Source organism: Gemmata sp. SH-PL17 (assembly GCF_001610855.1).
GTDB lineage: Bacteria > Planctomycetota > Planctomycetia > Gemmatales > Gemmataceae > Gemmata > Gemmata massiliana.
Genome location: NZ_CP011271.1, coordinates 896037 through 921220 on the forward strand (window position 1 = coordinate 896037; position 25184 = coordinate 921220).

18 protein-coding genes are annotated in these 25184 nt (G+C 66.4%); 12 read left to right on the plus strand and 6 right to left on the minus strand.

Features of this window, described 5'->3' with window-relative positions; translation table 11 throughout:
- Window positions 1-12 precede the first annotated feature (12 nt).
- From VT84_RS03615 to VT84_RS03635, 5 genes are all read right to left on the minus strand, one after another.
- Window positions 13-1215, minus strand: coding sequence for a lactonase family protein (locus VT84_RS03615; protein WP_239465657.1), 1203 nt, complete (start codon window positions 1213-1215; stop codon window positions 13-15).
- Window positions 1216-1549: 334 nt separating this feature from the next.
- The gene (locus VT84_RS03620; protein ID WP_082838548.1) at window positions 1550-2494 is read right to left on the minus strand and encodes an NAD-dependent epimerase/dehydratase family protein; all 945 of its coding nucleotides are present in this window, start codon (window positions 2492-2494) and stop codon (window positions 1550-1552) included.
- Between the two features lie 110 nt (window positions 2495-2604).
- Window positions 2605-3129, minus strand: coding sequence for a hypothetical protein (locus VT84_RS03625; RefSeq protein ID WP_082838549.1), 525 nt, complete (start codon window positions 3127-3129; stop codon window positions 2605-2607).
- Window positions 3130-3343: 214 nt separating this feature from the next.
- A complete protein-coding gene (locus VT84_RS03630; RefSeq protein WP_052553359.1) occupies window positions 3344-3892 on the minus strand; it encodes a hypothetical protein in 549 nt (182 codons plus the stop codon).
- Window positions 3893-4205: 313 nt separating this feature from the next.
- Window positions 4206-5306 carry a polysaccharide biosynthesis/export family protein gene (locus VT84_RS03635; RefSeq protein WP_052553358.1) on the minus strand — a complete coding sequence of 367 codons (1101 nt, stop codon included), beginning with the start codon at window positions 5304-5306 and terminating at the stop codon, window positions 4206-4208.
- Between the two features lie 621 nt (window positions 5307-5927).
- Between VT84_RS03635 and VT84_RS03640 the strand changes: the two genes are divergently transcribed.
- From VT84_RS03640 to VT84_RS03665, 6 genes are all read left to right on the plus strand, one after another.
- Complete coding sequence (locus tag VT84_RS03640) at window positions 5928-8171, plus strand: polysaccharide biosynthesis tyrosine autokinase (protein ID WP_052553356.1); 2244 nt, start codon at window positions 5928-5930, stop codon at window positions 8169-8171.
- A gap of 104 nt (window positions 8172-8275) precedes the next feature.
- Window positions 8276-8986, plus strand: a complete 711-nt coding sequence (locus VT84_RS03645; protein ID WP_082838550.1) for an exosortase-associated EpsI family protein — start codon at window positions 8276-8278, stop codon at window positions 8984-8986.
- Between the two features lie 81 nt (window positions 8987-9067).
- Window positions 9068-9895 carry a sugar transferase gene (locus VT84_RS03650; protein WP_052553354.1) on the plus strand — a complete coding sequence of 276 codons (828 nt, stop codon included), beginning with the start codon at window positions 9068-9070 and terminating at the stop codon, window positions 9893-9895.
- A complete protein-coding gene (locus VT84_RS03655; protein ID WP_052553352.1) occupies window positions 9895-11103 on the plus strand; it encodes a TIGR03087 family PEP-CTERM/XrtA system glycosyltransferase in 1209 nt (402 codons plus the stop codon). Before VT84_RS03650 ends, VT84_RS03655 begins: the two co-directional genes overlap by 1 nt.
- A gap of 63 nt (window positions 11104-11166) precedes the next feature.
- Entirely contained in the window at window positions 11167-12375 is a 1209-nt protein-coding gene (locus tag VT84_RS03660) for a glycosyltransferase (protein WP_239465658.1), read from the plus strand.
- A gap of 248 nt (window positions 12376-12623) precedes the next feature.
- Window positions 12624-13694, plus strand: a complete 1071-nt coding sequence (locus VT84_RS03665) for a FemAB family XrtA/PEP-CTERM system-associated protein (RefSeq protein ID WP_239465663.1) — start codon at window positions 12624-12626, stop codon at window positions 13692-13694.
- A 91-nt stretch (window positions 13695-13785) separates the two neighbouring features.
- Here VT84_RS03665 and VT84_RS03670 read toward each other — a convergent pair whose 3' ends face one another.
- On the minus strand, window positions 13786-17238 hold the full coding sequence (locus VT84_RS03670; protein ID WP_082838552.1) for a tetratricopeptide repeat protein: 3453 nt from the start codon (window positions 17236-17238) through the stop codon (window positions 13786-13788).
- 479 nt (window positions 17239-17717) lie between these two features.
- Here VT84_RS03670 and VT84_RS03675 point away from each other — a divergent pair, with 479 nt between their 5' ends.
- From VT84_RS03675 to VT84_RS03700, 6 genes are all read left to right on the plus strand, one after another.
- Window positions 17718-18629, plus strand: coding sequence for a DUF1559 domain-containing protein (locus VT84_RS03675; protein ID WP_082843209.1), 912 nt, complete (start codon window positions 17718-17720; stop codon window positions 18627-18629).
- 55 nt (window positions 18630-18684) lie between these two features.
- Entirely contained in the window at window positions 18685-18870 is a 186-nt protein-coding gene (locus tag VT84_RS03680; protein ID WP_082838553.1) for a hypothetical protein, read from the plus strand.
- 235 nt (window positions 18871-19105) lie between these two features.
- On the plus strand, window positions 19106-20074 hold the full coding sequence (locus VT84_RS03685; protein WP_082838554.1) for a DUF1559 domain-containing protein: 969 nt from the start codon (window positions 19106-19108) through the stop codon (window positions 20072-20074).
- Window positions 20075-20115: 41 nt separating this feature from the next.
- Window positions 20116-21654, plus strand: coding sequence for a DUF1549 and DUF1553 domain-containing protein (locus VT84_RS03690; RefSeq protein WP_082838555.1), 1539 nt, complete (start codon window positions 20116-20118; stop codon window positions 21652-21654).
- Window positions 21655-21731: 77 nt separating this feature from the next.
- A complete protein-coding gene (locus VT84_RS03695; protein WP_082838556.1) occupies window positions 21732-23048 on the plus strand; it encodes a DUF1501 domain-containing protein in 1317 nt (438 codons plus the stop codon).
- A gap of 5 nt (window positions 23049-23053) precedes the next feature.
- Window positions 23054-24529, plus strand: a complete 1476-nt coding sequence (locus VT84_RS03700; RefSeq protein ID WP_239465898.1) for an EF-hand domain-containing protein — start codon at window positions 23054-23056, stop codon at window positions 24527-24529.
- Window positions 24530-25184 lie beyond the last annotated feature (655 nt).

The following is a 25184-nucleotide window of genomic DNA, read 5'->3' on the forward strand; positions in this document are numbered from 1 at the left end:
ATTCTGAGCGCGTCACTCACCCGGTTTCGCCAAATCGAGGAACACGACAATCGACGGGTTACCAACGGGCGTGTAGTGCCCCGTAAAGGTGAGTCCGCCGGTCTTGCGGTCCACACGGAACACGGTGACATTGTCCGCGCGCTGGTTGCAGCAGTACAGAAACTGGCCAGTTGGATCGAAACTGAAGCTGCGTGGGTAGTTCCCGCGGGTCCACTCGTCGGCAACATGGGTCAGCGTGCCCTTCTCGCCGATGGCAAAGACCCCGATGCTGTCGTGCAACCGGTTGCCCGCGTAGACGAATCGACCGTCGGTGGAAACGAGGATCTCGGAGCAGAAGTTACTGCCCGCGAACTTGGGCGGCAGCGTGGAGATCGTCTGCCGGGAGGTCAGCGTGCCGGTCGTGCCGTCGTAGTCGAACAGCACGACCGTGGAGCCTTCCTCCTGAATGGAGTAGAACCACTTGCCGTTGGGGTGGAAGTGAAAGTGCCGCGGGCCGTCGCCGGGCGGTAGCGAAACCGCGGGCGGTTCGTTCGGTGTCAGCGTGCCCTTCTTCTCGTCAAACTTCCAGACGAAGATCTTGTCCAAGCCCAGGTCCACGTGCAGCACAAAGCGCCCGCTCGGATCGGCTTCGATCATGTGCGCGTGGGTCCGGTCGTGGCCACTAAAAGCGAAACTCCCGGGCGGGGCATGGGTTGCCTTGGTGGGGCCAACCTTCCCGGCGTCGATTTTGGTGTCGGTGGCGTCGCCCAACCGACCGTCTTCGAGGATCGGCAGCACAGCAACCGACCCGCCGAAGTAGTTAGCCACCAGCACGAACTTCTTGGACGGGTGGATACTCACGTAGGTGGGGCCGGCGCCGCCCGAGTTCACCGTGTTGAGCAACTTCAGTTTACCGTCCGCCCGGTCGATCGCGAACGCGCTGACCGTGCCCACTTTGTCCTTGCCCACGCGATCAGTTTCGTTGGCCGAATACAGTCGCGTTCCGGCCGCGTTGACGGCCAGACAGCTCGGGCTCGTGCCCATTTCGTGAACGCCGGTCGCAGTCAGCGCCCCGGTGGTGCGGTCCACTTTGAAAATGTGAATGCCGCGCCCGTTACCGGGCGGCAGATCCACCTGAGTCGGCAACACGTCGCGCAGCGGAGAACTGAACGTCCCCACATAAGCAAGGAGCGGCTTGTCGGCTTTGTCCGCTTCCGCGCGAAGGGTGCCGCCCATGAGGGGCGCGGAACCTACCAGCGCAACAGAGTGCTTAACGAACGAACGGCGTGAGTGTTCGTGTGAGTTCATGGTGTGGGAACGGCGTGTCAGGATGAAGGCGGGACCAACTCGAATCGAGGTGCTTATCATCGCCTTTTGTGCGCGGCCGTCAAGCACACAGGGCTTCCGCCCTGTGCTACGAACACCGGCCCCTCCGGGGCGGAAAGGCACTGGCCTTCACCGCCACATTGCAGATGAGATGAAGGTGACCGGGTGGCCGAGGGTTCGGGTTTTCGCCCCGGAGGGGCCGTCTGACGTAGCACAGGGCGGGAGCCCGGTGAAGAAGTCGGGGTTAGTTCGCCTGGGACTGGGACCACTCCAGCGTGCGGCGCAGGCCCTCGGCGAACGGCACCGTGGGCGCGTAGCCGAGGTCGGCCCGGATGCGGTCGATCTTCGCGCGCGAGTGCCGCACGTCGCCGATGCGAGAATCACTGTGGGTCGGGACCGCGGTCGTGCCGAGGATCTTGTTCAGCTCCGCGATCAGCATCAGCAGGTTCACGCTCCCGCCGGTGCCCACGTTGTAAACGCGCCCGCTCACGCCCGGCGTTTCGGCCGCGAGCATCAGCGCCTTCGCGACGTCCGAGACGTACACGAAGTCGCGCGACTGGAGCCCGTCGCCGTGAATGGTCGGGGTGCGCCCCGCGGCGAGCAGTGCCGCGAAGATCGCGATCACGCCCGAGTACGGGCTGTCCGCGCGCTGGCGCGGGCCGAACACGTTGAAGAACCGGAGCCGCACCGTTTCGATGCCGTAAGAGTGCGCGAACGATTCCGCGTACAACTCCCCGGCGAGCTTCGCCGCGGCGTAGGGCGAGAGCGCCATGAGCGGCGTGTTCTCGTCCTGACCGGCCTCGTCGGAGGCGTTCCCGTAGGCGCTCGCACTCCCCGCATACACGATGCGCCGAACGCCGGCCTTGCGCGCCTGGTGGAACACGTTCAGCGCCCCCGTTGCACAGGCCGCGTGCGACGCGAGCGGGTCTTCGACACTTTTCGCGACCGACGCCAGGGCCGCGAGGTGGAACACGACGTCGCACCCCGATACCGCGCGTTCGACCACGCCGGCATCGGTCACGCACCCACGAACCAGTTCCGGGGCGGGTGAGATGTGCGCGAGGTTGCTCGGGAGCCCGGTCGAAAGATCGTCGAGCACGCGCACGGTGTAACCCGCCGCGGTGAGTGCTTCCACCAAGTGCGAGCCGATGAACCCCGCCCCGCCGGTCACCAGACACTTTCCCGCCATCGCAAATTCCCCGTGGAAGAGGTGGAACGTGGAACCGGGAGCCCCACAAACACAGCAACCCGACCGGGTCGCGGTCGGGTGCGGGCGACGGTCCTCGGCTTAAGATACGATCACGGATTAAACTTGCTGCCCGGAACCGGCGGGATCGGCGGCAGGTCGCCGGGCTTCTTGGTGTCCGTCTTCGGCTCAGCGTCGCTCCCCTTCGGATTGGTTCCCTTCGGCTCGACCGGGCGCGGCGGGTTCAGTTCTTCGCCCGGGCGAGGGGGCGTCATGACGGGCGGCTTGGGGGCGTCGCTCGCGTTCTGCCCCTGGTACGGGTACGGGCACACTTCGTCCCACTTCCGCCACTGCGTTTGGAAGTACCCGAAGCACGCGCCGGGGGCCAGGGTGACCGGGTACGGCTTCTTGTTCTTGTTCGGGAAGAGGATCGACTTCCCGCACGTGGTGCAGCTCCCCTTCGGGGTGCCGTGCTGACAGGTTTCACAGCCGGGCGCACCGAGAGTGACCGGCGCGCCGACCGCCACCGGGACCGGCGGCGTGACGTCCGCGGCGCGTGCGGACGAACCGGCCCACGCCACTACCCCCACGGCCGCGACCTTCGTCGCGAGCCGGGCGAAACACGAGCAAATACTCATACCGAGACTCCTTTCACGGTTGAGAGCAGAATTCGTTCAAACGAACCATTTTACGAGCCGCGACCGCAAGGGAGCGGTGCAACGGCATCCAGTAGCGGGCACGATTCCGAGAACCCTGGGAGTTTCCCCGCTCCCTTGCGGTCGCGGCTCGTAAACACACGTCCTCACGGCGCGGTTCGTTACGTGCCCGAAGTAGCGCAACTCGGGTCTTCATTCACCGACGGAACGAGCCGACTGCGGCCCCTACACCCAACGCGGTTCCCCCGACGGAATTCAGCAAGCCGCCCGATCGGGCCGAGTTGCCCACCGTCGGGCCGACGCTCCCGCCGGGACCAAAGGTGCCGTTCCCGCCGCCGTAGCCCAACACCCCGCGCCCGTTCGCGATCCCGTTCGGGTACCAGTGGCCGTAGCTCCCCGTGTTCCCGCCGTACCAGTGCCCGAGGTTGTTGAACGAGCCGACGACGCCCGTGGGTCGCATTTGTGGGTCGACGGCGGTCGGGCCGTTGAGACCCTGGGGGTACAAAACCTGACCCGGGTACGCGAACCCGGGCACTTGCGGACCGTTCGGGTTCACGACCGGTTGGTTCTGCCCCAGGAACCCCTGAGCGGGATTGGCCACGATCGGGCGCCCGCCGCCGAAGACGCTCTGAAACTGCGTGTTCCGCGGGCGGACGGGGGCCTGCGGTTGTGCCCCCGCTGGGTTGAGCGTCGCGAACTCCAAAACGATGACAGCGGCGATGATCGCGGACACTCGGAACGACATACGGGGACTCCTTCAGAAGAGGGTGCGCGAGGCCGTTCAATTTAGCACGACCCACTTCCGGCTGCCGCAAACGACATCGGCGCCGCGGAACGCGCCGAAGCAGGCGCCGCACCACCGATGTCCATGTTCCGCACGGTGACCGGCGGCACGACCAGAAGAACCGGCCGGACGTGCCGATTCCTCAATTCGAGCCACCAATAACAAATGACAAAGGTCGTAGGGTCGAAAGTCACAACGTCGGAGACCGCAATCGAGCGCGGTCTCCGACGTTGTGACTTTCGACCCTACAACCTTCGATTCAGACGGTCCCGTTTTAAGGGATGATCGGGGCCACGATCCCGACGTTCCCGTTGTTCCCGTTGTTGCGGAACTGGTTGTTCACGCTCCCGGCGAGCAGCGCCACACCGAGCGTGCGCTGGACCGGCGACAGGACGCGGGCGAAGTACGTGTCGAACTTGCTCAGCGGCTGCGACAGGATGTAGATCCGGTCGGCCGGCATGATCTGGTAGTTCGTCTTCACCTGCCCCTTACGGGTGATCCCGCACCAGTCCACGGGCAGGATCTGGTCGTTACCGGCTTCGGTCGGGGCCGGGCGCGCCACCCAGATCTTCTTGCTCGACACCGCCGACAGCCCGCCGATGAGCGACACCGCGTCGAGCACGGTCTCGTTGCCCGTGTGCGGCAGGCGCGTCACCTGTTCGCCGTTGCCCGCGAAGTCGGTGATGACGTAGTAGAACTTGCTGTTGTACGAGTACACGTCCACGGACACTTCGGGGCGCACGAGGTACTTCGAGAGGTGCGCCTCGATCGCCTGCTTCACTTGCGCGAGGCTCAGGCCCGCGACGTACACGCTCCCGTAGGACCCCAGCCCCACCGTGCCGTCGGGCCGGACGATGTGCTGCCCGCTGATCTGTTGGACGCCGTGCGACTGCGCCAGCGACACGGTCACGCTGACGTTCTTCGCCTTGATCCGCGCCTTATCTTCGATGGCCTTTTGAGCCTCTTCGACGGTCATGTCCGCGACCCGGAGCGCCCCGCCGTAGCGCGGCCCCAGGTTGATGGTGCCGTCCGGGTCCACCGGGTACAGCCCGGTGAGCTTGTTCTGGTCGAAGTCGTTCTCCGCGCTCAGGTAGAGCACGTCGAGCGGCTCCAACCGGAACGGCGGCAACGGGATCACCCGGATCGCTTCGATCTGAAGGACGTCCGGCGTCTCCACGATGTATGCCGGGAGGCTGACCTTGTTCAGTTCCTTGGGAACCGGGACGTCGGGGATGGTGCAGCAGTTAAACTGCGGCGGCTTGCAGCAGTCGCGTTCCGCTTTCAAATCGTGGGCCGACCGACACCCGGAGCCGCCGAACGAACCGGCGACCGCGGCCAACGCCACCCACACTTTCCAGAAGCGCCGGGGCGCCATGATACTCTCCTTATCCCGATCCTTGGGACTACGCAAACAGTGCGGACGACCGGGACCGCTCCGGTTCCCCGGTCCGCCACGCTCGCCTGTCTAATCGGCGTCCCCCATTTCCCGGTCCAATAAAAACATTCCCTCCCATCCGCCCTTTCCGGACCCACCCATCCTAACCCCACCTTTAATCCTTCCGCGCCGGGGCCAAATCTTCCCGACTGCCTTGACAGGTGCTCTTTCCTATCCTGGGTTGCAGAGATTACACTGTGACGGACCAAACGAAAGTGTCGTAAACTCCGGCGAAAATGGCGCGGACGTCGGTAATACCTACGCGGCACCATTCCGGCGCGAACCGCGGAACCGCAACCGCGCCCCGGCACCGCGGCAAAACCGCTGCCGGAACTCCAACGACGGTAGTTGTTTGCGATCGCTCAGCGAGAAGCATCGCGGCCACCGGAACATCCGGCGCGCAGCGTGCTAAGGTTTTTAACGGGGTTGAATTTGCGGGTCGAATCGGTCGCCCCGGATAAACCAGCCCCGGTCCCGGCTCCGGGTTCGGCCCGAGCCTGTCCGCACGCGGGACGTGCGCACGCACCCCGCTCCGAGCTTCCGCGCCGGAGACCCCACATAATGGCCCGTCCGATCGCCGGTGACCCACCCATGATGCAGCCGCCGTACCAGGTCCCGCAGAGCGGGGGGCCGGTCCCGGTCGCGCTTTCGCCGTTTAACTACACGAACCAGCCCAACATCCCGGGACCGGCGGTGGCGGCCACTCCCACCCCACTTGGGTTGCTGAACGCATTCCGACGGCGGTGGGTGCTGGGCACGTTTATCGGCGGTCTGGTCGCGGTCGCGGTCGCGGTCGGGATCTGGCTCGCACTGCCCACGGGCAAGCACCAGGTCCGGGCGCTCGTGCAACTACAACCCAAGCAGGTCGAGTTCGTCAACAAGACCCAGGAGGACTTCGAGGCGTACCGCCGCCACCAGATGTTCCTGCTGAAGTCGCGCGACGTGTTCACCCGCGCCCTCGCGGACCCGGCCGTATCGAGCCTCGACACCGTCAAGCAGTCCGAGGACCCGGTCGCGATGCTCGAGGACACGATCCGGGTCGCGGTCGCGGCTCCGGAGATCCTCGAAGTCACGCTCACCGGCAACAACATCGAGGACATGAAGGTGATCCTCGACCACGTCGTCCGGCGGTACGTGGACGACGCCACCGTCCTCGACCGCAAACAGCGCGACGACCAGAGCGCCGCTCTCCAGGCCACGCTCACGAGCATCGAAAAGAAGCTCAGCGACCAAAAAAGTAAGCTCGAACTGGCCGGCCGGACCAACGGTACCACGGGCGCGGAGGCCACCAGCAACGCCCTCGCGCTGCTCCAAAAGCAGCACGTCGAAGCCGACGCGCTGTTCGTGGGGGCCGGGCGCGAGATCGAGAAGGCCGAGGCCGAACTCAAGGTGGTGCAAAAACAGTTAGAAGACAAGGATCCGAAGACCCCACCGGACCCGGCCATCGTCACCCAACTCGTGGCCGCGGACGTGCGGGTCAAGGCGGCGAAGAGCGCCTACACCGCCCGCAAGGAGTACGCGGACAAAGAGGCAACGAAGGCCACCAACCCGGACCTCGACGACGGGATCGCGACCCTGCGGGCCGAGGTGAAGAAACTCGAAGCCGAGGTCAAGGGCGCCGAAAAACTGGCCGCGACCGAGGCCCTCGAGGTCGCCCGGGCGATCGACACCGCGAATAAGAAAAAACGCGCCGAGGAACTGGCCTACACGATCGAGGTCAAGAAGGGGGTGCGCGAAAAGCACCGGCTCGAGCGCGACGGGCTGCAACGGGTGATCGCGACCACCGCCGCGGGCGGGCTGAGCATCGACGAGGACCGCAAAAACCTTCAGCCGCAGCGCGAGATGCACGACAAGATCCAGTCGCAGCTCATTCAGTTGCAGGTCGCGGCCCTGCAGAGCGGGCGCGTGAGCGCCCGGGGCGGCGCCGAGAAGATCCCGAACAACAACCAAAACAAGAAGATCGTGCTGTCCTCGGCCGGCGGAGCCGTGTCCTTCTTCGGCGTGATCCTGCTCGTCTCGTTCCTCGAATGGCGCTCGCGCCGTGTCGACGGCGTCGACCAGGTGGTGAACGAACTCGGGATGCGGGTCATCGGGACCGTGCCCGCGTTCCCGAACCGCGCGAGCCTCCAGGCCGCGACCGAGGCCGGCGGCGCGAACTGGCGCTTCGTACTCAACGAGTCCATCAACTCGACGCGCACGATGCTGCTCCACACCGCGAAGGCCCAGGCGATGCAAGTGGTGATGGTGACTAGTGCCACGCAAGGCGAGGGCAAGACCTCGCTGGCGAGCCAACTGGCAACCAGTATGGCGACCGCCGGGATGCGCACCCTGATCGTGGACTGCGACTTGCGGAACCCGTCGATCATGAAGCTGTTCGAGCTTCCCCTCGCGCCGGGCGTGTCTGAAGTGTTGCGTCAGGAAGTGGACGTGAGCGACGCGGTGCAGGCTACCGCGGTCCCGAACCTGTGGGTCATCCCCGCCGGCCACTGCTCGAACGCAACCATCGCCGCGCTCGCGCAAGGGAACCCGCTCAAAACGTTGTTCAACCGGCTCCGCGGACAGTTCGACTTCGTGATCGTTGATAGCTGCCCGGTGCTGCCGGTCGCGGACGCCCTCTTAATCGCGCAACACGTGGACGGTGTTGTATTTTCGATCATGCAGGATGTAAGCCAACTGCCGAAGGTCGTTACCGCATCGGAGAAACTGACGCAGTTGAATATCCAACTGGTCGGAGCCGTGGTGAACGGCATCAAGCAGGACGTGTATTCCTACGGTTACAACTACGTGAAACAGCTTCCCGCGTAACCATTTTTCGGATAGAGACTTATGTCGCTATCGATTTCGCAAGGCGAGCGAATTTAAGCCCTGCTCACCTTGCGAAACCGCAGTTCGATGCGAATAGTGCCCACATGAGCATTCACCCCCACCAAATCGCGCCCGCACTTTCGCCCGGAAATGCCGGGCGTGCGGTGCTTCGCAAGTGGTTGGTGATTGTGCTTGCGGTGGCGGGGCTTGCGGGAGCCGCGATAGTTGAAGGAACGCGGTCGAATCGATGGGGACCGTCTGAAGACGTTCGCGCCGCATCTGAAAAGCTCACCGGTATTCCCACAAATTTCGGAAACTGGACGAGCTCAGAATACCAGATGTCTGATAAGGTGTTGAAAGTAGCTGAAGCGACTGGGCATTTGTCAAGAATTTATAAACACAGAAAGACCGGAGCAGAATTCAGCGTACTGATCTTGTGCGGTCCTAGCGGTCCTATCGGCGCCCATACCCCCGAGGCTTGTTACGCCGGTAGCGGTTATACAATGGCAGGAGAGCCGCAGAAAAAAGCGGTCGCACTGCCGGACCAGTCGCCCGCGACCTACTGGTCGGCTCGATTTGATAAGATGGCCCCACCAGCCGAGTCGCAACGGGTTTGCTGGATGTGGGGATTGGGTGGAGATTGGGAAGCTTCCACAAATGTCCGGTTCGGTTGGCAGTCTGCGCTATACAAAATGTACGTGACGCGACCCGGGCCAGATGCGACCAGCGCCCACGACCCGATCCACGAATTCCTGACGGACTTTTTGCCCGAAGTGAAAAAAGCGCTGGCCCCCCGACCGTCCGAATCGAAGTAAGACCCGCTGCTTCGCCCGTAACGCGAGCGGGAACCCGAGAACGTTTAACGCCTCGCCCCGAAGCCGGAGAACGGACTCCTTATGAGTGCTGTGCCGACGCACCCGCCGACACTGCCGACCCCCGCCCAGTCGCCCGAACGCGAACCGTGGCCGGAGATCGATTGCCTCCCGTCGGACGCGGTTCTTGAGATCCCCGTGAACTTGGGCTGGTACGCCGCGGCGAAAATCGTGTTCGACTACGCCGCCGCACTCGCCATGCTCCCGTTGGCTCTCGTTCTCATGGCGTTCGCCGCGATCGCCGTCAAGATCACGTCGCCCGGCCCGGTGTTCTACACACAAACGCGCGTCGGGCTGAACGGGCGCAAATACAAGATCATCAAGATCCGCTCGATGCGACTGAACTGCGAGGCCAGCTCCGGCATCCAGTGGTCGCAGAAGGGCGACACGCGCATCACCGCCGTGGGCAAGTTCCTGCGGGCCACGCACATCGACGAACTGCCGCAACTGTTCAACGTGCTGCTCGGGCACATGAGTCTGGTCGGCCCGCGCCCGGAACGGCCCGAAGTGATCCAGGCGAAGGGCCTGAACCAACTCGTCCCGGGCTACCGCCACCGGCTCCGCGTGAAGCCCGGCGTGACCGGCCTCGCGCAGTGCCAACTGCCGGCCGACTCGGACGTGACCAGCGTGCGCTACAAGGTCGTGTACGACCTCTACTACGTCGAGAACCAGAGCCTGTTCCTCGACCTCCGCTTGATTGCGGCCACTCTGTGCAAAGCGGGAGCAAGCCCGAACGCGCTCCGCCGCCTGTTTTTCCTCCCGAACCGCGACGCCGTGGCCGCCGGGTTCGTCGCCAACGTTGTGTCGATCCCCGACGACAGCGAAACGATGCCCGCTCTCATGCCCGCGTGATGGACCGGTCGCTACAAGAACCCGCCCCGCGGGTTCTTTATCTCACGCACCGCGTTCCCTACCCCCCAGATAAAGGCGACCGCATTCGCACGTACCATCTGCTCCGGCAGATGGTGACGCGCGGCCGCGTCTGGCTCGGGTGCCTCGCGGACGAACCCGTTCCGCCGGAATCGCTCACCGCACTCAATGATCTCTGCGAACGGGTCGCTGTGATCCCAGTCGGCCGCGTGTCGCGTTGGGGCCGGGCCGCGTGGAGCCTCGCCACCGGCGCGAGCCTTTCGGAAGGGTTATTCGCGTCGAGCGGGCTGGCCCGCGTGTTGAAACAGTGGGCGGCGGAGACGAAGTTCGATACCGTTGTCGCGTCGTCGTCCGCGCTCGTGCCGTATCTGCGCATCCCCGCTCTTGCTGGTACGCCCGCGGTCGTCGATTTGATCGACGTGGACAGCCAAAAATGGCTCGATTTCGCGGCGGTCGGTCGCGCGCCCAAGAAATGGCTGTACCGCCTCGAAGCGAAGCGGGTACGAAAGGCCGAACGCGCGATAGCCGAATTCGCGCGGGCCGCGAGTGTAGTAAGTCGGGCCGAAGCGAACGTCTACGATTCGTTCACCCACGCGGGCGCTGCGACGGTCGCGACCAACGGCGTCGATTTGGACTACTTCGCGCCGGTGCAGTACGAAACACAACTGGCGTGTGCGTTCGTCGGCGCGCTCGATTACCTGCCGAACGAAGACGCCGCGATCTGGTTCGCGCGTGACGTTTGGCCGGCGCTCCGTGAAAAATTCCCCACCGCCGAGTTCCGCATTATCGGGCGCAAACCGACGGCCGCGGTGCAAGCGCTCGCCGCGATCCCCGGTATCTCTGTTATCGGTCAAGTGCCTGATGTGCGCCCGTTTGTGGCTTCGGCCGCGGCCGTAGTGGTTCCGCTCCGGCTCGCCCGCGGCGTGCAAAACAAGGTACTGGAAGCGATGGCAATGGCGAAAGCGGTGGTGGCCGCGCCGCCGGCGCTGGCCGCACTGGGCACGGAGAGCGGGGTTCACCTGCTCTCGGCTTCGACCCCGCAAGAGTGGGTCCGTGCCGTCAGTGCATTGTTCACGGACGCGCCCCTGCGTCACGCGCTGTCGGGTGCCGCTCGGCAATACGTCGAGCAGCACCACCACTGGGAACACTGTTTACAACCGCTGCTCGCCGCGATCTTTCCGCCCGCTTGATCGTGCGCTTCTCCTCACGCGCGGGCCGTTCTCGACCTACACTTACTCCAACCGACCCACGCCGTGGACACCGCCGGCTCACTCATTCACCCGCCCGCTCTGTTGTCCGATTCACCGGAAATCGAACGAGGCGCTGAACCGACCACCAAACCGGTGATCCTGGACGCGCGCGTCGTGACCGGGGCCGGCGGCGGGCCGGAGAAGACCATCCTGAACTCGCCGCGGTTCCTGGAGCCGCTCGGGTACCGGACGGTGTGCGCGTACATGCACCCGCCCGGTGATCCGGGGTTCGACGTGCTCACGCGCCAGGCCGCGAAGTACCGCGCGCCGCTCACCTCCATCCCGGACCGCGGAGCGTGGGACTGGCGCGTCGTGACGCGGGCGCTCGCGATCTGCCGGCGCGAAAACGTAACCGTGTGGCACGGCCACGATTACAAGACGAACGCGCTCGGGCTGCTGCTGAAGCGCCTGTGGCCGATGCGGTTGGTGACGACGGTTCACGGGTGGGTCCGGCACACGCGCCGGACGCCGCTGTATTACCGCATCGACCAGCTCTGTCTCCCGTACTACGAGCGCGTGATCTGCGTGTCGGACGACCTCCTCGATGCGTGCCTCGCGGCCGGGGTGCCGGCCAAAAACTGCGTGCTGCTCGAAAACGGTATCGACACCGCGGAGTATTCGCGCGTACAAACTTTGGCGGACGCAAAGGCCACATTAGATTTACCCACAAACTCCCCCGTGATCGGCGCGGTGGGTCGGTTGTCGCCCGAGAAGGGATTCGATGTTCTAATTCGCGCGGCTCACGCGCTCGTCGCGCAAGGGCACGACGTTCGACTCGTCATCGTCGGGGAGGGGGACGAGCGCGCGAACCTCGAGCGCCTGATTCGCGAACTAGACTTGGGCGCCCGCGTGCGGCTCGCCGGCTGGCAGACCAACGTGCGGGCGTATTTCGAGGCGATGGACGTGTTCGCTCTGAGCAGCTTGCGCGAGGGGCTCCCGAACGTGGTGCTCGAAGCGATGGCGCTCGGCGTGCCGGTCGTCTCGACGCGCGTGAACGGCGTCCCGCGGTTGATTCGGGACGGGCACAACGGCGCACTGGTCGAACCGGGTGACCTCAATGGCTTGACCGCGGCGCTGGCCGAGTTACTCCGGAGCGATTCCCGACGGGAACAGTTCCGCGCGGCCGGGCGGAAAACCGTCGAGACACGATACAACTTCGCAACGCGAATGCAGCGCCTCAAGTGCCTCTACGACGAACTGCTGGCACGGTGAATCGGAAACGCCACAGGAGAACGTTGATTCAGGCACGATCAAAACAGAAAAACGGGGCTGGCCACAGAAGGGCACCAGAAGCACATAAAGAGGACCAGAAATTACCTAATTTACGGATGTGCCCCCGGTCCATTATCCGTTTTATTTCTTGTACGATCCTGCGTCTTAGTTTTTCTGGCCGTGATTGATGTGCTCCCCATTGTTCGCTGCCGGTTTTTGACCCTCGGTAATTCGTGATGCATCGCCCCATGTCGCCCGTCCCACCACCGCCGCTCGTCACGGTCGCCCACTCGCGCGCCGCGATCTCCGGCCGGGTCGCGGACCTCGCGGCGTTCGTGCGGCATTCGGCCCCGGAGGTTCCGCTCAGCAAGCACCCGCTCTGGCTCGACGTGCTGCGCACCGGGTTGGGGCACGAGGTCTACGCGCTCGAAACCACCGCCAGCGGGCGCACCGTCGGGTTCCTGCCGCTCGCGTGCGTCAGCTCGATGCTGTTCGGCCGGTTCCTCGTCAGCCTGCCGTACCTGAACACGAACGGCGTCGTCGCGCATTCCGCCGAAGTCCAGGCCGAACTCGTCGCGCGCGCCGCGACGCTCGCCGAGGAACTCAACGTCCGCTACCTCGAACTGCGGCACGAGGCCCCGATCGCGCACCCGGCGCTGAACGCCTCGCTGACCAGCAAGGTTCACATGCGGTTGCCGCTGCCCGGGTGCCCCGAGCAGTTGTGGAAGGGATTCAGCCCCAAGGTGCGCAACCAGATCCGCAAGGGCGAAAAGGGCGGGTTCTCGGTGCAGTGGGGCGGCGCGGAGTGCCTCGACGGGTTCCACGACGTCCTGTGCGCGAATATGCGCGACCTCGGTTCACCCGTGTACGGCAAGGAGCTGTTCCGCGCGATCCTGAACAAGTTCCCCAACGACGCGGAAATTTGCCTCCTGCACGCCGGCGACCACCCCGTAGCGGCCGCGCTCCTGCTGCACGGTTGGGGCATCACCGAGGTGCCGACGGCCTCGGCGCTGAAAGAACAGAACCCCAGCAACGTGAACATGCTGATGTACCACCACCTGTTGCGGCGCGCGATCGAGCGCGGGCAGCGGGTGTTCGACTTCGGCCGCTCGACCGTCGCGAGCAGCACGTTCCGGTTCAAGAAGCAGTGGGGCGCGGTCCCGCACCCGGCCACCTGGCAGTACAGCGTGCTCCAGGGCGAGGTCGGCGACATGCGCCCGGACAACCCGCGGTTCCAGCAGGTCATCCGGTTGTGGCAGCGGCTCCCCGTCGCGCTCACCCGTCTCGTCGGCCCGCTCATCGTCCGCGGGATCCCGTGATTGGTCCGCTCGGCAGCGATTGCTCCGTGATGCGGGCGGGGCGGCCCGCACGGGTCGTTGCCGGCGCCGCTTTCCCGGAGCCGCTGGACCATTAATCGCGCTCGCGGGTGGGCGACTTCGCCTCACGAGGAGGGGGGGCAACGGGTAGGGGGAAGCGCGCGCGAAACGGTGGCCCGAATTGTTTCGGGTCGAGGCGCACCGCTTCGGCAAACGCCGCCCGCCCGGCCCCCGCGTCGCCCGACTCCGACAAGGCCAACCCGAGCGCGGCGTGGGCGCCGGCGTGCCGGGGAGCTAGTCGGATCACCTCGCGGTACGCGGCAACGGTCCCCGGCAGGTCGCCGGATGCCTGTAGTAACGGCGCTAAACTGGCGTGAGCGGGGAGGAGGTCGGGGTTGAGCCGGAGGGCCCGTCGGTACGCGGCGATCGCCCCGGGCGCGTCGCCCTTCGCTGTCAGCGCGAGGCCCAGGTTGTAGTTGGCGGACACGTGCTTCGGATCGAGTCGAACGGCTTCTTGGTAGGCGCCAATAGCGCCCGGCAGGTCGCCGGTGGCTTTCAGCGCGACCCCGAGATTGTTGTAGGCCGGGGCGTACTTGGGGTCGGTTCGGACCGCGGCCCGGTACGCCGCGACGGCGCCCGGCAGGTCGCCGGCGGCTTTCAGCGCGATCCCGAGGTTGTTGTGCGCCGGGGCAAATTTGGGCCGGAGCCGGATCGCTTCTCGGTACGCGGTGACGGCCCCGGGTGCGTCGCCGGCGGCCTTCAGGACCAGTCCCAGGTGGTAGTGCGCGTGTGCCTGGTTCGGGTCGAGCCGGACCGCCTCCTCGCACGCCGCGGCCGCGGCCCGCAGGTCGCCGGCCTCGCGGAGCGCGTTCCCGAGGTGGGAGTGGGCCGGGGCAAATTTCGGGTCGAGCCGGATCGCCTCTTGATAGGCCGCGATCGCACCCCGCAGGTCGCCCCGGTCGCGCAGGGCCGCCCCCAAGTTGGATCGGGCCGGTGCGTACCGCGGATCGAGTCGAATCGCGTCCTCGTAAGCACCGATCGCCCCGTCCGGATCGCCCGCCTCGCGCAGGGCGCTCCCCAGATTGGAGCGGAACGCTGCGTCCGCCGGGGCGAGCCGAACGGCCTCCCGGCACGCCGCGACCGCCGCCCGCGGGTTCCCCGACTCGCAAAGGGCGCTCGCCATGTTCGAGTGGGCCAGGGCGAAGTCGGGTTTGAGCCGAACGGCTTCCCTGAAGGCCGCGAGCGCCCCGGGCAGATCCCCCGCGTCTTGCAGGGCGTTGGCGAGGTTGTTGTGCCCGAGGGCGTAGCCGGGGTCGAGTCGGACGGCATCCTTGAAGGCGGCGGCGGCGCCGGGCAAGTCCTTTGAATCGCGCAGTGCGTTCCCGAGGTTGGAGTACGCCACGGCGAACTTCGGATCGAGTCGAATGGCTTCCCGGTACGCGGTGACCGCCGACGGGAACTGGCCCAGGGTGTGCAACGCGTTGCCGAGATTGTTCCAGGCGGGGACGTTGCGGGGGTGCACTGCGATCGCGGCGCGGTACCACCCCACCCGTTCGGCGGTGCGCTCGGTGCGCTCGGTGCGCTCGCCGGGGCGCACCGCCGCGAGGTCCATCAGCACGTGGAAGTCGTTCGGCTGCCGCTGGTAGAGGGCCAGGAGGATCTGGTCGCGCCTCGCGGGAGGGAGCCACGTTTCGCGGGCGAGCAGGAGAGCGAACCGGGCCGGCTGGCGGAGCCCCTCTGGTGCTCGCGCCAGTTCGTGCAACCGCGCCACGTTCTCGCCTCGCCGGGCCGCGCGGACGTCGTTGCGGTACCCGTCGGGGTCGGCCGCCCGGAGCAGGGCCAGCACCTCGTCGGACGGCTGCGTCCAGAACCAGTTCTCCAGTGCCCCGAGCAACCGCTCGCGGGTCATTGCGTCTCGGATCCGGTTCGCCGTCTCGTTCGACGGCGGCGAACTCGCGGTGAACCCGAGCGGGCGCAGCGCCTCGGACCAAGCGGCGATCAGGCGCTCCTTTTTGGTATGTTCGCCCTTGATGACCCCCCACTCCAGATCGCGGATGCGATCGAGTTCCCTGAGCAGTGTGAGTTCGGCCCGGAGGCGGCCCAGGCGCTCGTTGGCGCCGGCCGCGCCGCCGTCGGCGAACCGCTCCTCGGCCCGGCGCAGTACCTCCTCGGCGCGGTCGGCGTCGCCCTGCCGCAACCGGTCCTCGCAGTGCGCCAGCAAGTCGTCGAGCGCCGCCGCGTTCCGGTCCCGGCGCTCGCGCTCGGCGAACTGCCGGCGCTCCTCATCGCGCTGCTGGTCCGCGGCCCGACGGTCCTGCCACCACGCTCCCGCGCCGACCGATCCAACCAGGGTGACGATCGAGACGGCCAGTGCCAGTTGCACGCGCCGCTTCTTCCGCTGTTCGGCCGCGCGGGCCTCGGCGGCGGCCCGCGCGCGCTCGGCGCCCCTGAGCCGCTGTTCGAGGCCCGCGCGGTAGGCCGCGACGGCGCCCGCGACGGCCCTGCCGTCGGCCGGGCGGTCGGGCGCCTCGGGGCTCAGCAACTGCTTGCACAGTGAAACCAGCCCCGCGTCGGCGGCGCAGGAATCGAGGCGCACGAAGGCGGGGGCGATGTCGCCCCGTGCCGCGCGCCGGATGGTGTCGTGGACGGTGTCGCCCTCGAACGGCGGGCGCCCGGTGAGGACGGCGCACAGGATCCCGCCGAGCGCGAACACGTCGGTCGGCGGGCCGAGGCACTCGCCGCGCGCCTGTTCGGGGGCCATGTACGCCGGCGTGCCCAGCGCCAGGCCCGTTTCGGTCCGGACGGGGGCGCCCGCTCCCCGGGGGCCGCCGGCCCCCCATTCGGTCCCGGGATCAACAGGGAGCGCGCCGCTCCCCGGTTCCCACACCCCCTTGGCGAGCCCCCAATCCATGACCTGCACTTCACCGAAGGCCCCCACCATCACGTTCGCCGGCTTCAGGTCGCGGTGGATCAGGGACTGCGAGTGGGCGAACCCGACGGCTTGCGCGACCTGCTCGAAGATTTGCAGGAACCGCGGCAGGTCGGTCGTTCGGTCGGGGCGCGCGAGTTCGGCGGCGAGGGTGCACCCGCGGACGAGTTTCATCACCAGGAAGGGGTTCCCATCGGGAAGCGTGCCGAGTTCGTAGACGGGAGGGATTCCGGGGTGCGGGAGCCGGGCCGTGATCTTCGACTCCTGGACGAACCGCCGGGCCGCGTCGTCGGACCCGCTCCCGGGGAGCAGCACCTTGATGGCGACGTCGCGGCCGAGCTTCGGGTCGCGCGCCGCGAGGACCATTCCCATTCCGCCCCGGGCGATCTCGTGTTCAACTTCGTACCCCGGAACCCGCGGCCCCGGCGCTGCTGCCGACGCGGGTTCCGGGCCGGCGCCGGGCGCGCTCCCAATAACCCGCGTCGGCAGCAGCGCCGGGGCCGGCTCCCGAGCCGCACCCGCGTGGGCCGGACCCGGTTCGGCAGACGGTGCCTCGGGGACCGTGTGTGCGTGCTCCCGGACCAGTGCCCCGACGTGGACGGTATCTTCGGTGGGCATGGGCGTTCCAACGGAAAGTGGTACGACCGCTTTCGCCCGCGCGCGGGGTACCTGCGGAACGGGCGAGGAGTGCTCCGGTGGTGCGGTCTCCGCCGGGAGTTTAGTTCACAATTCTGTGGCGGGCGAAGCACCCGCTGTGGCCCCTGGTGGCTGAGTGAACTGCTGATCCGAACGCGCCGGTGGGCGCGCTGGGCCACAAGAACGGATCGTGAGATGATTAAAATCGCACGAATAACAACTGGATACGCTGTTCGCGCGCGCGGTCAAAAAATGCGCACGCGCGCCGGGTGACCGAACCTCTGTACGTCGAAAATCCGCCGGAAATGAAAGTTCACGCGCGGAGCCGGGCTTGGTCCGACTTTTGCCACATGTAGCCAGCTTGACCCAACTGAACCCGAGTTTGCTCCGCTCCGGACGCCTCTCCGTCCCGCTACGCAGCTCCTGATGAACTCCGTGTTTTCGCACTTGTGGAGTGACTCATGAATCGGCGCCCCCGCCGCGCGTTTACGCTCATTGAATTGCTCGTGGTGATCGCGATCATCGCGATCTTGATTGGGCTCCTCTTGCCCGCGGTTCAGAAGGTGCGAGAAGCCGCGGCCCGCATGAGCTGCCAGAACAATCTCAAACAAATCGGCCTCGCGATGCACAACTACGAGTCGGCCAACGGCGGGTTGCCCCCGCGCCGGAACCTGACCGCCGGGCAGCGCCGCGGGTGGGGGCCGGCGATCCTGCCCTACGTCGAACAAGCCGCACTGGGCGGGAACTACCGCCTCGACCGGGACTTCTACGCCCCGGAGAACGCTGCCAACATCACCGTGCCGCTGAAGATCTTCACCTGCCCGTCGGTGCCGAACAACCCGCGCACGATCGAGGTGAACTACTCCGGCGTCATCTCGACGGGCGCGGCCGGCGACTACTTCGGCCCGAACAGCTTCCAATCGGCCCTGTACGGCAACCAGTCGCTGAGCGGGAACAACACCTGCACCGCGATGCACGACGGGGTGAACCGGAAGTTCACCGAGATCACCGACGGCACCTCGAACACGCTCCTGGTGAGTGAGCAGGCCGGGCGCCCGGGCTTCTACATCCTCGGCAAGCAGCAGGCCAGCAACACGTCGCAGGCCGCTTACAACCAGTGGGGGCCGTGGGCCGCGTACCAGGTGACCCGGGTCCAGCAGTTCGGGTCCGACGGGATCACCGCGGACGGCACCGGCGGGCCGTGTACGATCAACTGCAACAACAGCCAGGGGTTCTACGCGTTCCACACCGGCGGCGCGCCCGCGGTATTCTGCGACGGCAGCGTGCGGTTCCTTCGAGTCGGCCTTCACCCGAACACTCTGTTTGGAATGATTACCATCAACGGCGGCGAGATTTTCTCTGAAGACTTCTAACACCGCATGCGTACCGGACTGAGTCGAATAGACGCATTGATCGTAGGGCCTCGGCGTGCTCGTCGTCGGGCTAATTCTGCCCTGGGTGCGGGCTGCCGATCGCCTCAAGTGCGGTGACAACCTGCGAAAAATAGGCGCCGCCTTCGCCGAGTACGAGAAGGCCAGCGGCGGGTTGCCACCGCGACGCACCGGGCTCAACAACGGCGAACCCTACGGCGGAGAAGTCACCGGCGGGTACTAACCCAGGGCCGCACGCGACAGTGAACGAGCGCGGGCGCCAGTTACGACACAACCACGGAGAGGCAATCACCTCTTCGTGGTGGCTCGAAATCTCAAACCCAAAACGGGCCTTTGTGCCCACGGGCGGTCTCGGTCTGGTGCTTGCTTTGATCGAGGGAACTACCCCTCAGAATTTGCTCCGCTCCGGACACCGTTACCGTCTCGCTACGCGGCTAATGACACGGGGAGTGTGAACGATGCGCAGAGGATTCACTCGGATCGAACTCGTCGTAACGGCGGGCATGCTCTTCCTGGGTGCGGGCCTGCTCCTACCGCGGTTGCAGGCCGCCCGCGCGGACGCGGCCCGGACCCAGTGTACGGACAACCTCCGCAAGCTCGGGCAGGGGTTCTCGGAGTTCGAGAAAGTTCACGGCGGGCTGCCCCCGCGCCGCGGAGGGTTCAACAACGGCGCCCCGTACAGCGGGTGGGGGGCGTACATCCTCCCGTACCTCGGGGAGGAAGCCGTCGCGAAGAAGTACAACCTCAAGTACGACTTCTTCGACCCCGCGAATAAGGCCGCGGTCGAGGCGCCGGTGAAGCCGTTCCTGTGCCCCGCGGCGCCCGGCGCGCGCACGATCACGATCCAGTCCCAGGCGTCCACCAAGTCCGAGAACGCCGACAAGGACACGGTCTACACCACGAAGGCCGGGGTGTGCGACTACATCTCGTCCAACGGGGTGCTGATGACCCGCGGCGGGTACGGGCTGAACGCGAACACCACCGATCAGATGATCGGCAACCAGCGCCAGCCGATGAGCGACAACGACTTCGTGCCGCTCGCGAAGGTCACCGACGGGCTGTCCTGCACGCTCCTCCTGATCGAACAGGCCGGGCGCCCGGACGTGTGGCGCGCCGGGAAGAAAAAGGACGGCGACGGCCAGTTCGGGCTGAGCCCCAACGCACGCGGCGCGTGGGCCGGCTGGGGGTCGATCGCGTTCGGGCCGGCCGACGCCAAGACCGGCGAGAACCCCGGCCGGGGCGACTCCACCGATTGCAGTGTTAATTGCAACAACTGGTTCGGCATCTACGGGTTCCACACGGCCGGGGCGAACGTACTCTTTTGCGACGGCTCCGTGCGGTTCGTCGGCACGAAGCTCGACCCGCTCACGTTCGCGTACCTCACGCTCCGCGACGACGGGCACCTGATCTCCCCGAATGACTACTAACCCGATCCCCCCACATTGATGAACCGGAGATCATCGCACCGATGCGATACCACCGATACCTGCTCCCGCTCGTCGCCGCGGTCGCGTGGCCGGCCGCTCTCGACGCGGCCCCACCGGACCCCACGCAGCTCGCGGCACTGATCGACGGGCGCCTGAGTTCCGAATGGCAGAAGGCCGGTGTGAAGCCCGCGCCCGTGATCGACGACGCGACGTTTCTGCGCCGGGCGACCCTCGACCTGAGCGGGCGCGTCCCCACGACCGCGGAAGTGCGTGAGTTTCTTGCGGACACGTCCCCCGATAAGCGCACGAAACTCATCACGCGACTCATCGAGTCCGGCGGCCACACGCGCCACATGGCAACGTTCTGGCGCCGAACCTGGGTGCCCCAAGCCGACACCGCCGAGTTCGCGCGGCTCGCGGACGATTTCGAGTCGTGGGTCGCGGCGCGAATCCAGGAAAACGTGCCCTACGACCGCGTCGTGCGCGAGCTGCTCACGATGCCCGAGTCCACGAGCACCCGGCGCGGGGGCGTCAGCCCGGTCGGGTTCTTCGCGGCCAGTGAGAGCAAACCGGAAAACCTTGCGGCGAATGCCACCCGCTCGTTCTTGGGCGTGAACCTCGATTGCGCGCAGTGTCACAACCACCCGTTCGCGCGCTGGACCCGCGACCAGTTCTGGCAAACGGCCGCGTTCTTCGCACCGCCGACCAAAGACAAGTCCGGCAAGGCGGTGCCGCCGGAATTGATGATCCCCAACACGAAGAAGTCACTGGCCCCCGAACTGCTCGACGGCGGCGCGGTGAAGTGGCCCGAGGTGCTGGCTTCGGACACCGGGCGCACGTTGCTCGCGGACTGGTTGACCGCGAAGGAGAATCCGTACTTCGCCCGGAACGCGGTGAACCGGCTCTGGGCGCACATTTACGGCACCGCGCTCGTGGAGCCGCTCGACGACCTGAGCGGTGACAGCGGCAACACCGGCTACCACGCGGAGCTGCTCAAGGAGCTCGCCGATGCGTTCGCGGCCAGCGGATTCGACCTGAAGTACATCACCCGCGCGCTGGTGCTCACGAAAGCCTACCAGCTATCCGCGCTGACGCGCGAAGACGCCCCCGCGGACCCAAGACTCTTCGCACGCATGCCGGTTCGCGGGCTGACGGGCGAGCAACTTTACGACAGCCTCCGCACGGCCGCAGGGCTGCCGCCGGAGCGCGCGGACACCGGCCGCGGGTTGGGGCTTGAGGGGCGTAAACGGTTCGCGTCGCAGTTCCACGTCGAGCGCCCGGTCACGGCCGAGCGATCGATCACTCAGGCGCTTTCGATGATGAACGGGCGCCTCACAACGGACCTCACCGACCCGACAAAGAACCCGACGCTCGGCGGGGTGGCGAGTGCCCCGTTCCTCGATACGAAGGGGCGGATCGAAACGCTGTTCCTCGCGGTGCTCGGGCGCAAGCCGAGCGCGAAGGAATCGCAGACGATGGTCGCGTTCGTCGAAGGTGTCACCGAATCGGAACGCGAACGCGCCCTCGGCGACGTGTTCTGGGCGCTGGTCAACACCACCGAGTTCAACACAAACCACTAGCGGGACGCGGGGCACTTCGGGCGGATTGATTTCGCCCGGAGTGCCGCGAACCGTAACCGAATCAACAGGAGGGGTCCATGTTCTCACTCCGCGTTTCTGGCTCCGCGCTCCGTGCCGGGCCGTCGCGCCGCGACTACTTGCGCCTCTCGGCGCTGGGCGCTATCGGCGCGTCCCAATCGGGTTGGTTGCAAGCGCTCGCGGCCGATGCAACGGCCGGCACGAAGCGCCACAAGTCGGTCATTCTGCTGTGGATGAACGGCGGGCCGGCCACCATCGATATGTGGGACTTGAAGCCGGGGAGCGACAACGGCGGTCCGTTCAAGGAGATCGACACGGCCGCACTGGGAATGAAGTTCAGCGAGCACATGCCGAACCTGGCGAAGCGCGCGAAGGACTTGGCCATCGTCCGCTCGATGGCCACCCGCGAGGGCGATCACGCCCGCGCGCGGGTCGTCAGCCTGACCGGGTACACCCCGCAGGGCGCGATCCAGTTCCCCGCGCTCGGCTCGCTGGTCGCGCACGAGTTCGACGACCCCAAAGCCGATCTGCCGGGGTTCGTGAGCATCGGCGGGCGCACGGGCGACATCGGCGGCGGGTTCCTCGGGCCGCGGTTCGCGCCGCTCGTTGTGGGCGGCGACCGCGGTTTGGGCGTTCCGCCCACCGAACTGAAAGTGCCCGACCTGGAGCGGCCCGCTGGTGTAAGCACCGAGATCCACGCGAAGCGCCTCGACCTGCTCTCCGGGCTGGAGAAGGATTTCGCGCCCGGGAAGGGGCACCCGGTTGCAGAAACGATGAAGGCAGCAACCGACCGCGCCGTGCGCCTCATGCGCCCCGAAGCGGCCGCCGCGTTCCGGCTCGAAGACGAGAAGGCCGCGGTGCGCGAGTCTTACGGGCGCGGGACGTTCGCCCAGGGGTGCTTGCTCGCCCGGCGTCTCGTGGAGCGCGGAGTTTCGTTCGTGGAAGTCACGCTGGACGGCTGGGACACGCACGCGAACAACTTCGACCGCGTGAAAACGCTTTCCGGCACGCTCGACACCGCGTTCGCGGCGCTGCTGGCCGACCTCAAGGACCGCGGGTTGCTCGACAGCACGCTCGTGGTGTGCCAGGGCGAGTTCGGCCGCACGCCGAAGATCAACGGGCAGACCGGGCGCGACCACTGGCCCACGTCGTGGGCCGCGGTGCTGGCTGGTGGTGGGATTAAGGGTGGGCAAGTGGTCGGCAAGACGAGTGCGGACGGCACCGCGGTGGAAAGCGAGCCGACGCGCACGCCGGACCTGATCGCGACCGTCATCAAGACCATCGGCCTCGACCCGATGAAGCAGAACATGTCGAACGTGAGCCGGCCGATTCGCCTCGCCGACCCGAACGCCAAGCCGATCAAGGAGCTGCTGTGATTCGCATGACTTCGTGCGTGCTGGTGTTGGGATTCGCCGCGCTCGGGTGGTCTCCTGCGGCCGATCCTGCTCCCCCTAAAGGCGCCGCGGCACCGGTGCAGTTCGTACTGTTGGGCGAAGAGAAACTCGCCCGCATCGACCTCCGGGCGGAAGTTGACGGCGTCGCGGTTTCCGCGATCTGGGACGAAACGTTCGCCAAGCTGTTCGCGTTTTTTGACCGCAACAACGACGGCTCGCTCGACACCAAGGAAGCCGCGCAGCTCCCCTCCGTGCGCTCGTTGCGGCAGGCGATGGGTAACGGGTTCACGCCGCCCGTTGGCGCGGCCCCGACGTTCGCGGAACTGGACCGCAACGGCGACGGCAAAGTCACCTCGGACGAACTCGCCACGTGCTACCGTGCGGCCGGCGTCGGGAACGTGCAGGTCGGCGTCGGCCGGTTGCCCGCGAGTACGGAACTGGCAGCTGCGCTGGTCAAAAACCTGGATACCGATGGCGACGGGAAGGTGAGCGAAAAGGAGTGGAGCGCGGCCGCCGATGTGCTGAAGAAGCTCGACAAGAACGACGACGAGTTGATCGGCGCGGGCGAACTCGTGCCGAAGGCTGTTTATCCCGGCGCGGCGGGGACCGTGCTACTTGCTCCGCCGGCCGCGGACAGCGTGCAGCCCGATGTGCTCGCGAAGCTCCCGCTCGTGCTGCTCCCGACCGACCCCAAGAACACGCACTGGGCAACGGGAATCGCCCAGCGCGACAAGCGGTTCAAGGCCGCGGAACTCTCCGCGTGGAACGCGCAAGAGTCGGGCACGTCCTGGGTCGTGAAGCTCTCCGATAAACCGGGCACCACGAACCGGTTCGCGTTCGCGAGCGGGCGGTTCCGCGTGGACGGGTGGGTCGCGAGCGGGAAAGTGAATGAAGCACTGGCGGCCGCGCGGAAGCAGATCGTGGCTCAACTCGACGCCCCACCAGAAGAGGGCGCCGGCGCCCGGCGGCGCGGGGGTAATTTGGCGTGGCTCGCGCCGATCGCCGACCTGAACGGCGACGGCACCCTCGACCGTAAGGAACTCGATGCGTGGCTCGATCTCCAGGCGCAAGTAGCACGCGGTCAGGTGCTGCTCACGGTGCTCGATGGCGCGGGGCTGTTCGAGATTCTGGACACGAACCACGACGGCGCTCTCTCCCCGCGCGAACTCCGCGGCGCGTGGGAGCAGTTAAAGGGTGCGGGGTGCGTCACCAGTGGTGCGTTCGACCCGAAGGCGTTGCCGAACGTGCTCCTCGTCGCGGCGAGTCGCGGGTACCCTCAAACACTGGCCCTCGACGCGCGCCGCGGACCGGCGTGGTTCCGCTCGATGGACCGTAACGGCGACGGCGACGTGTCCCGGCGCGAGTTCACAGGCCCGGCCGACGTGTTCGACAAACTCGATCTTGATAAGGACGGGTTGTTGAGCGCGGAGGAAGCAGAGAAATCGGAGAAGGCCAAGAAATAGTAAGAGCCGTGCGGCGCGGGCGAAACGAGGCACGGACGCTCTCGAATCGCCCGCGCCGCATCACTTCTGCCGTTGGTCCGCCCCCAACGGCAGAAGTGACCGGCCCGCCCTCACCGCCACCGGTAAGGGCCAAGACCATTCACGAACACCTCGCGAATCCGTGGCACTTCCAGATCGAATGCGCGAATCCAATTACTTCGCGTCGGCGCGGCGCACTTGAGCCGCGCGGGGGATTTTCCTGACGCGCGCTACCCGCGGGTGCGCGCTAGGGTTGGTTGTCTCAACGGAAGATCGAACCGCACGCACTTGAAGCTCGAGTTCCTTGCGAAGCTCGGGCGGTGTGGCACCTGCCGCGCGCCACTTTGCCCGCGCCCTTATGCGATGCCCTCGTCCTAATTTGGTGATTGGGCCATAAGATTCGCCGCCTCGCGCGAATTTTGACATTCCTGCCCCGTAGGAGGCGCACGGCGCGGATGCGGTTCTAGTGTTGCAATGCTCAAAGAGTATTTACAGAAAATAGCTTATAAAGAATCGACGATTTTACGTTATTTAGTAAATTAAACGCGCTCCTCACACCTCGACTGACTTCAACCGGTTCGTGACGACCACCGCACGACCGGTGCCCCGGTTCGCCCGCGCCCGAACGTTCGCCCGC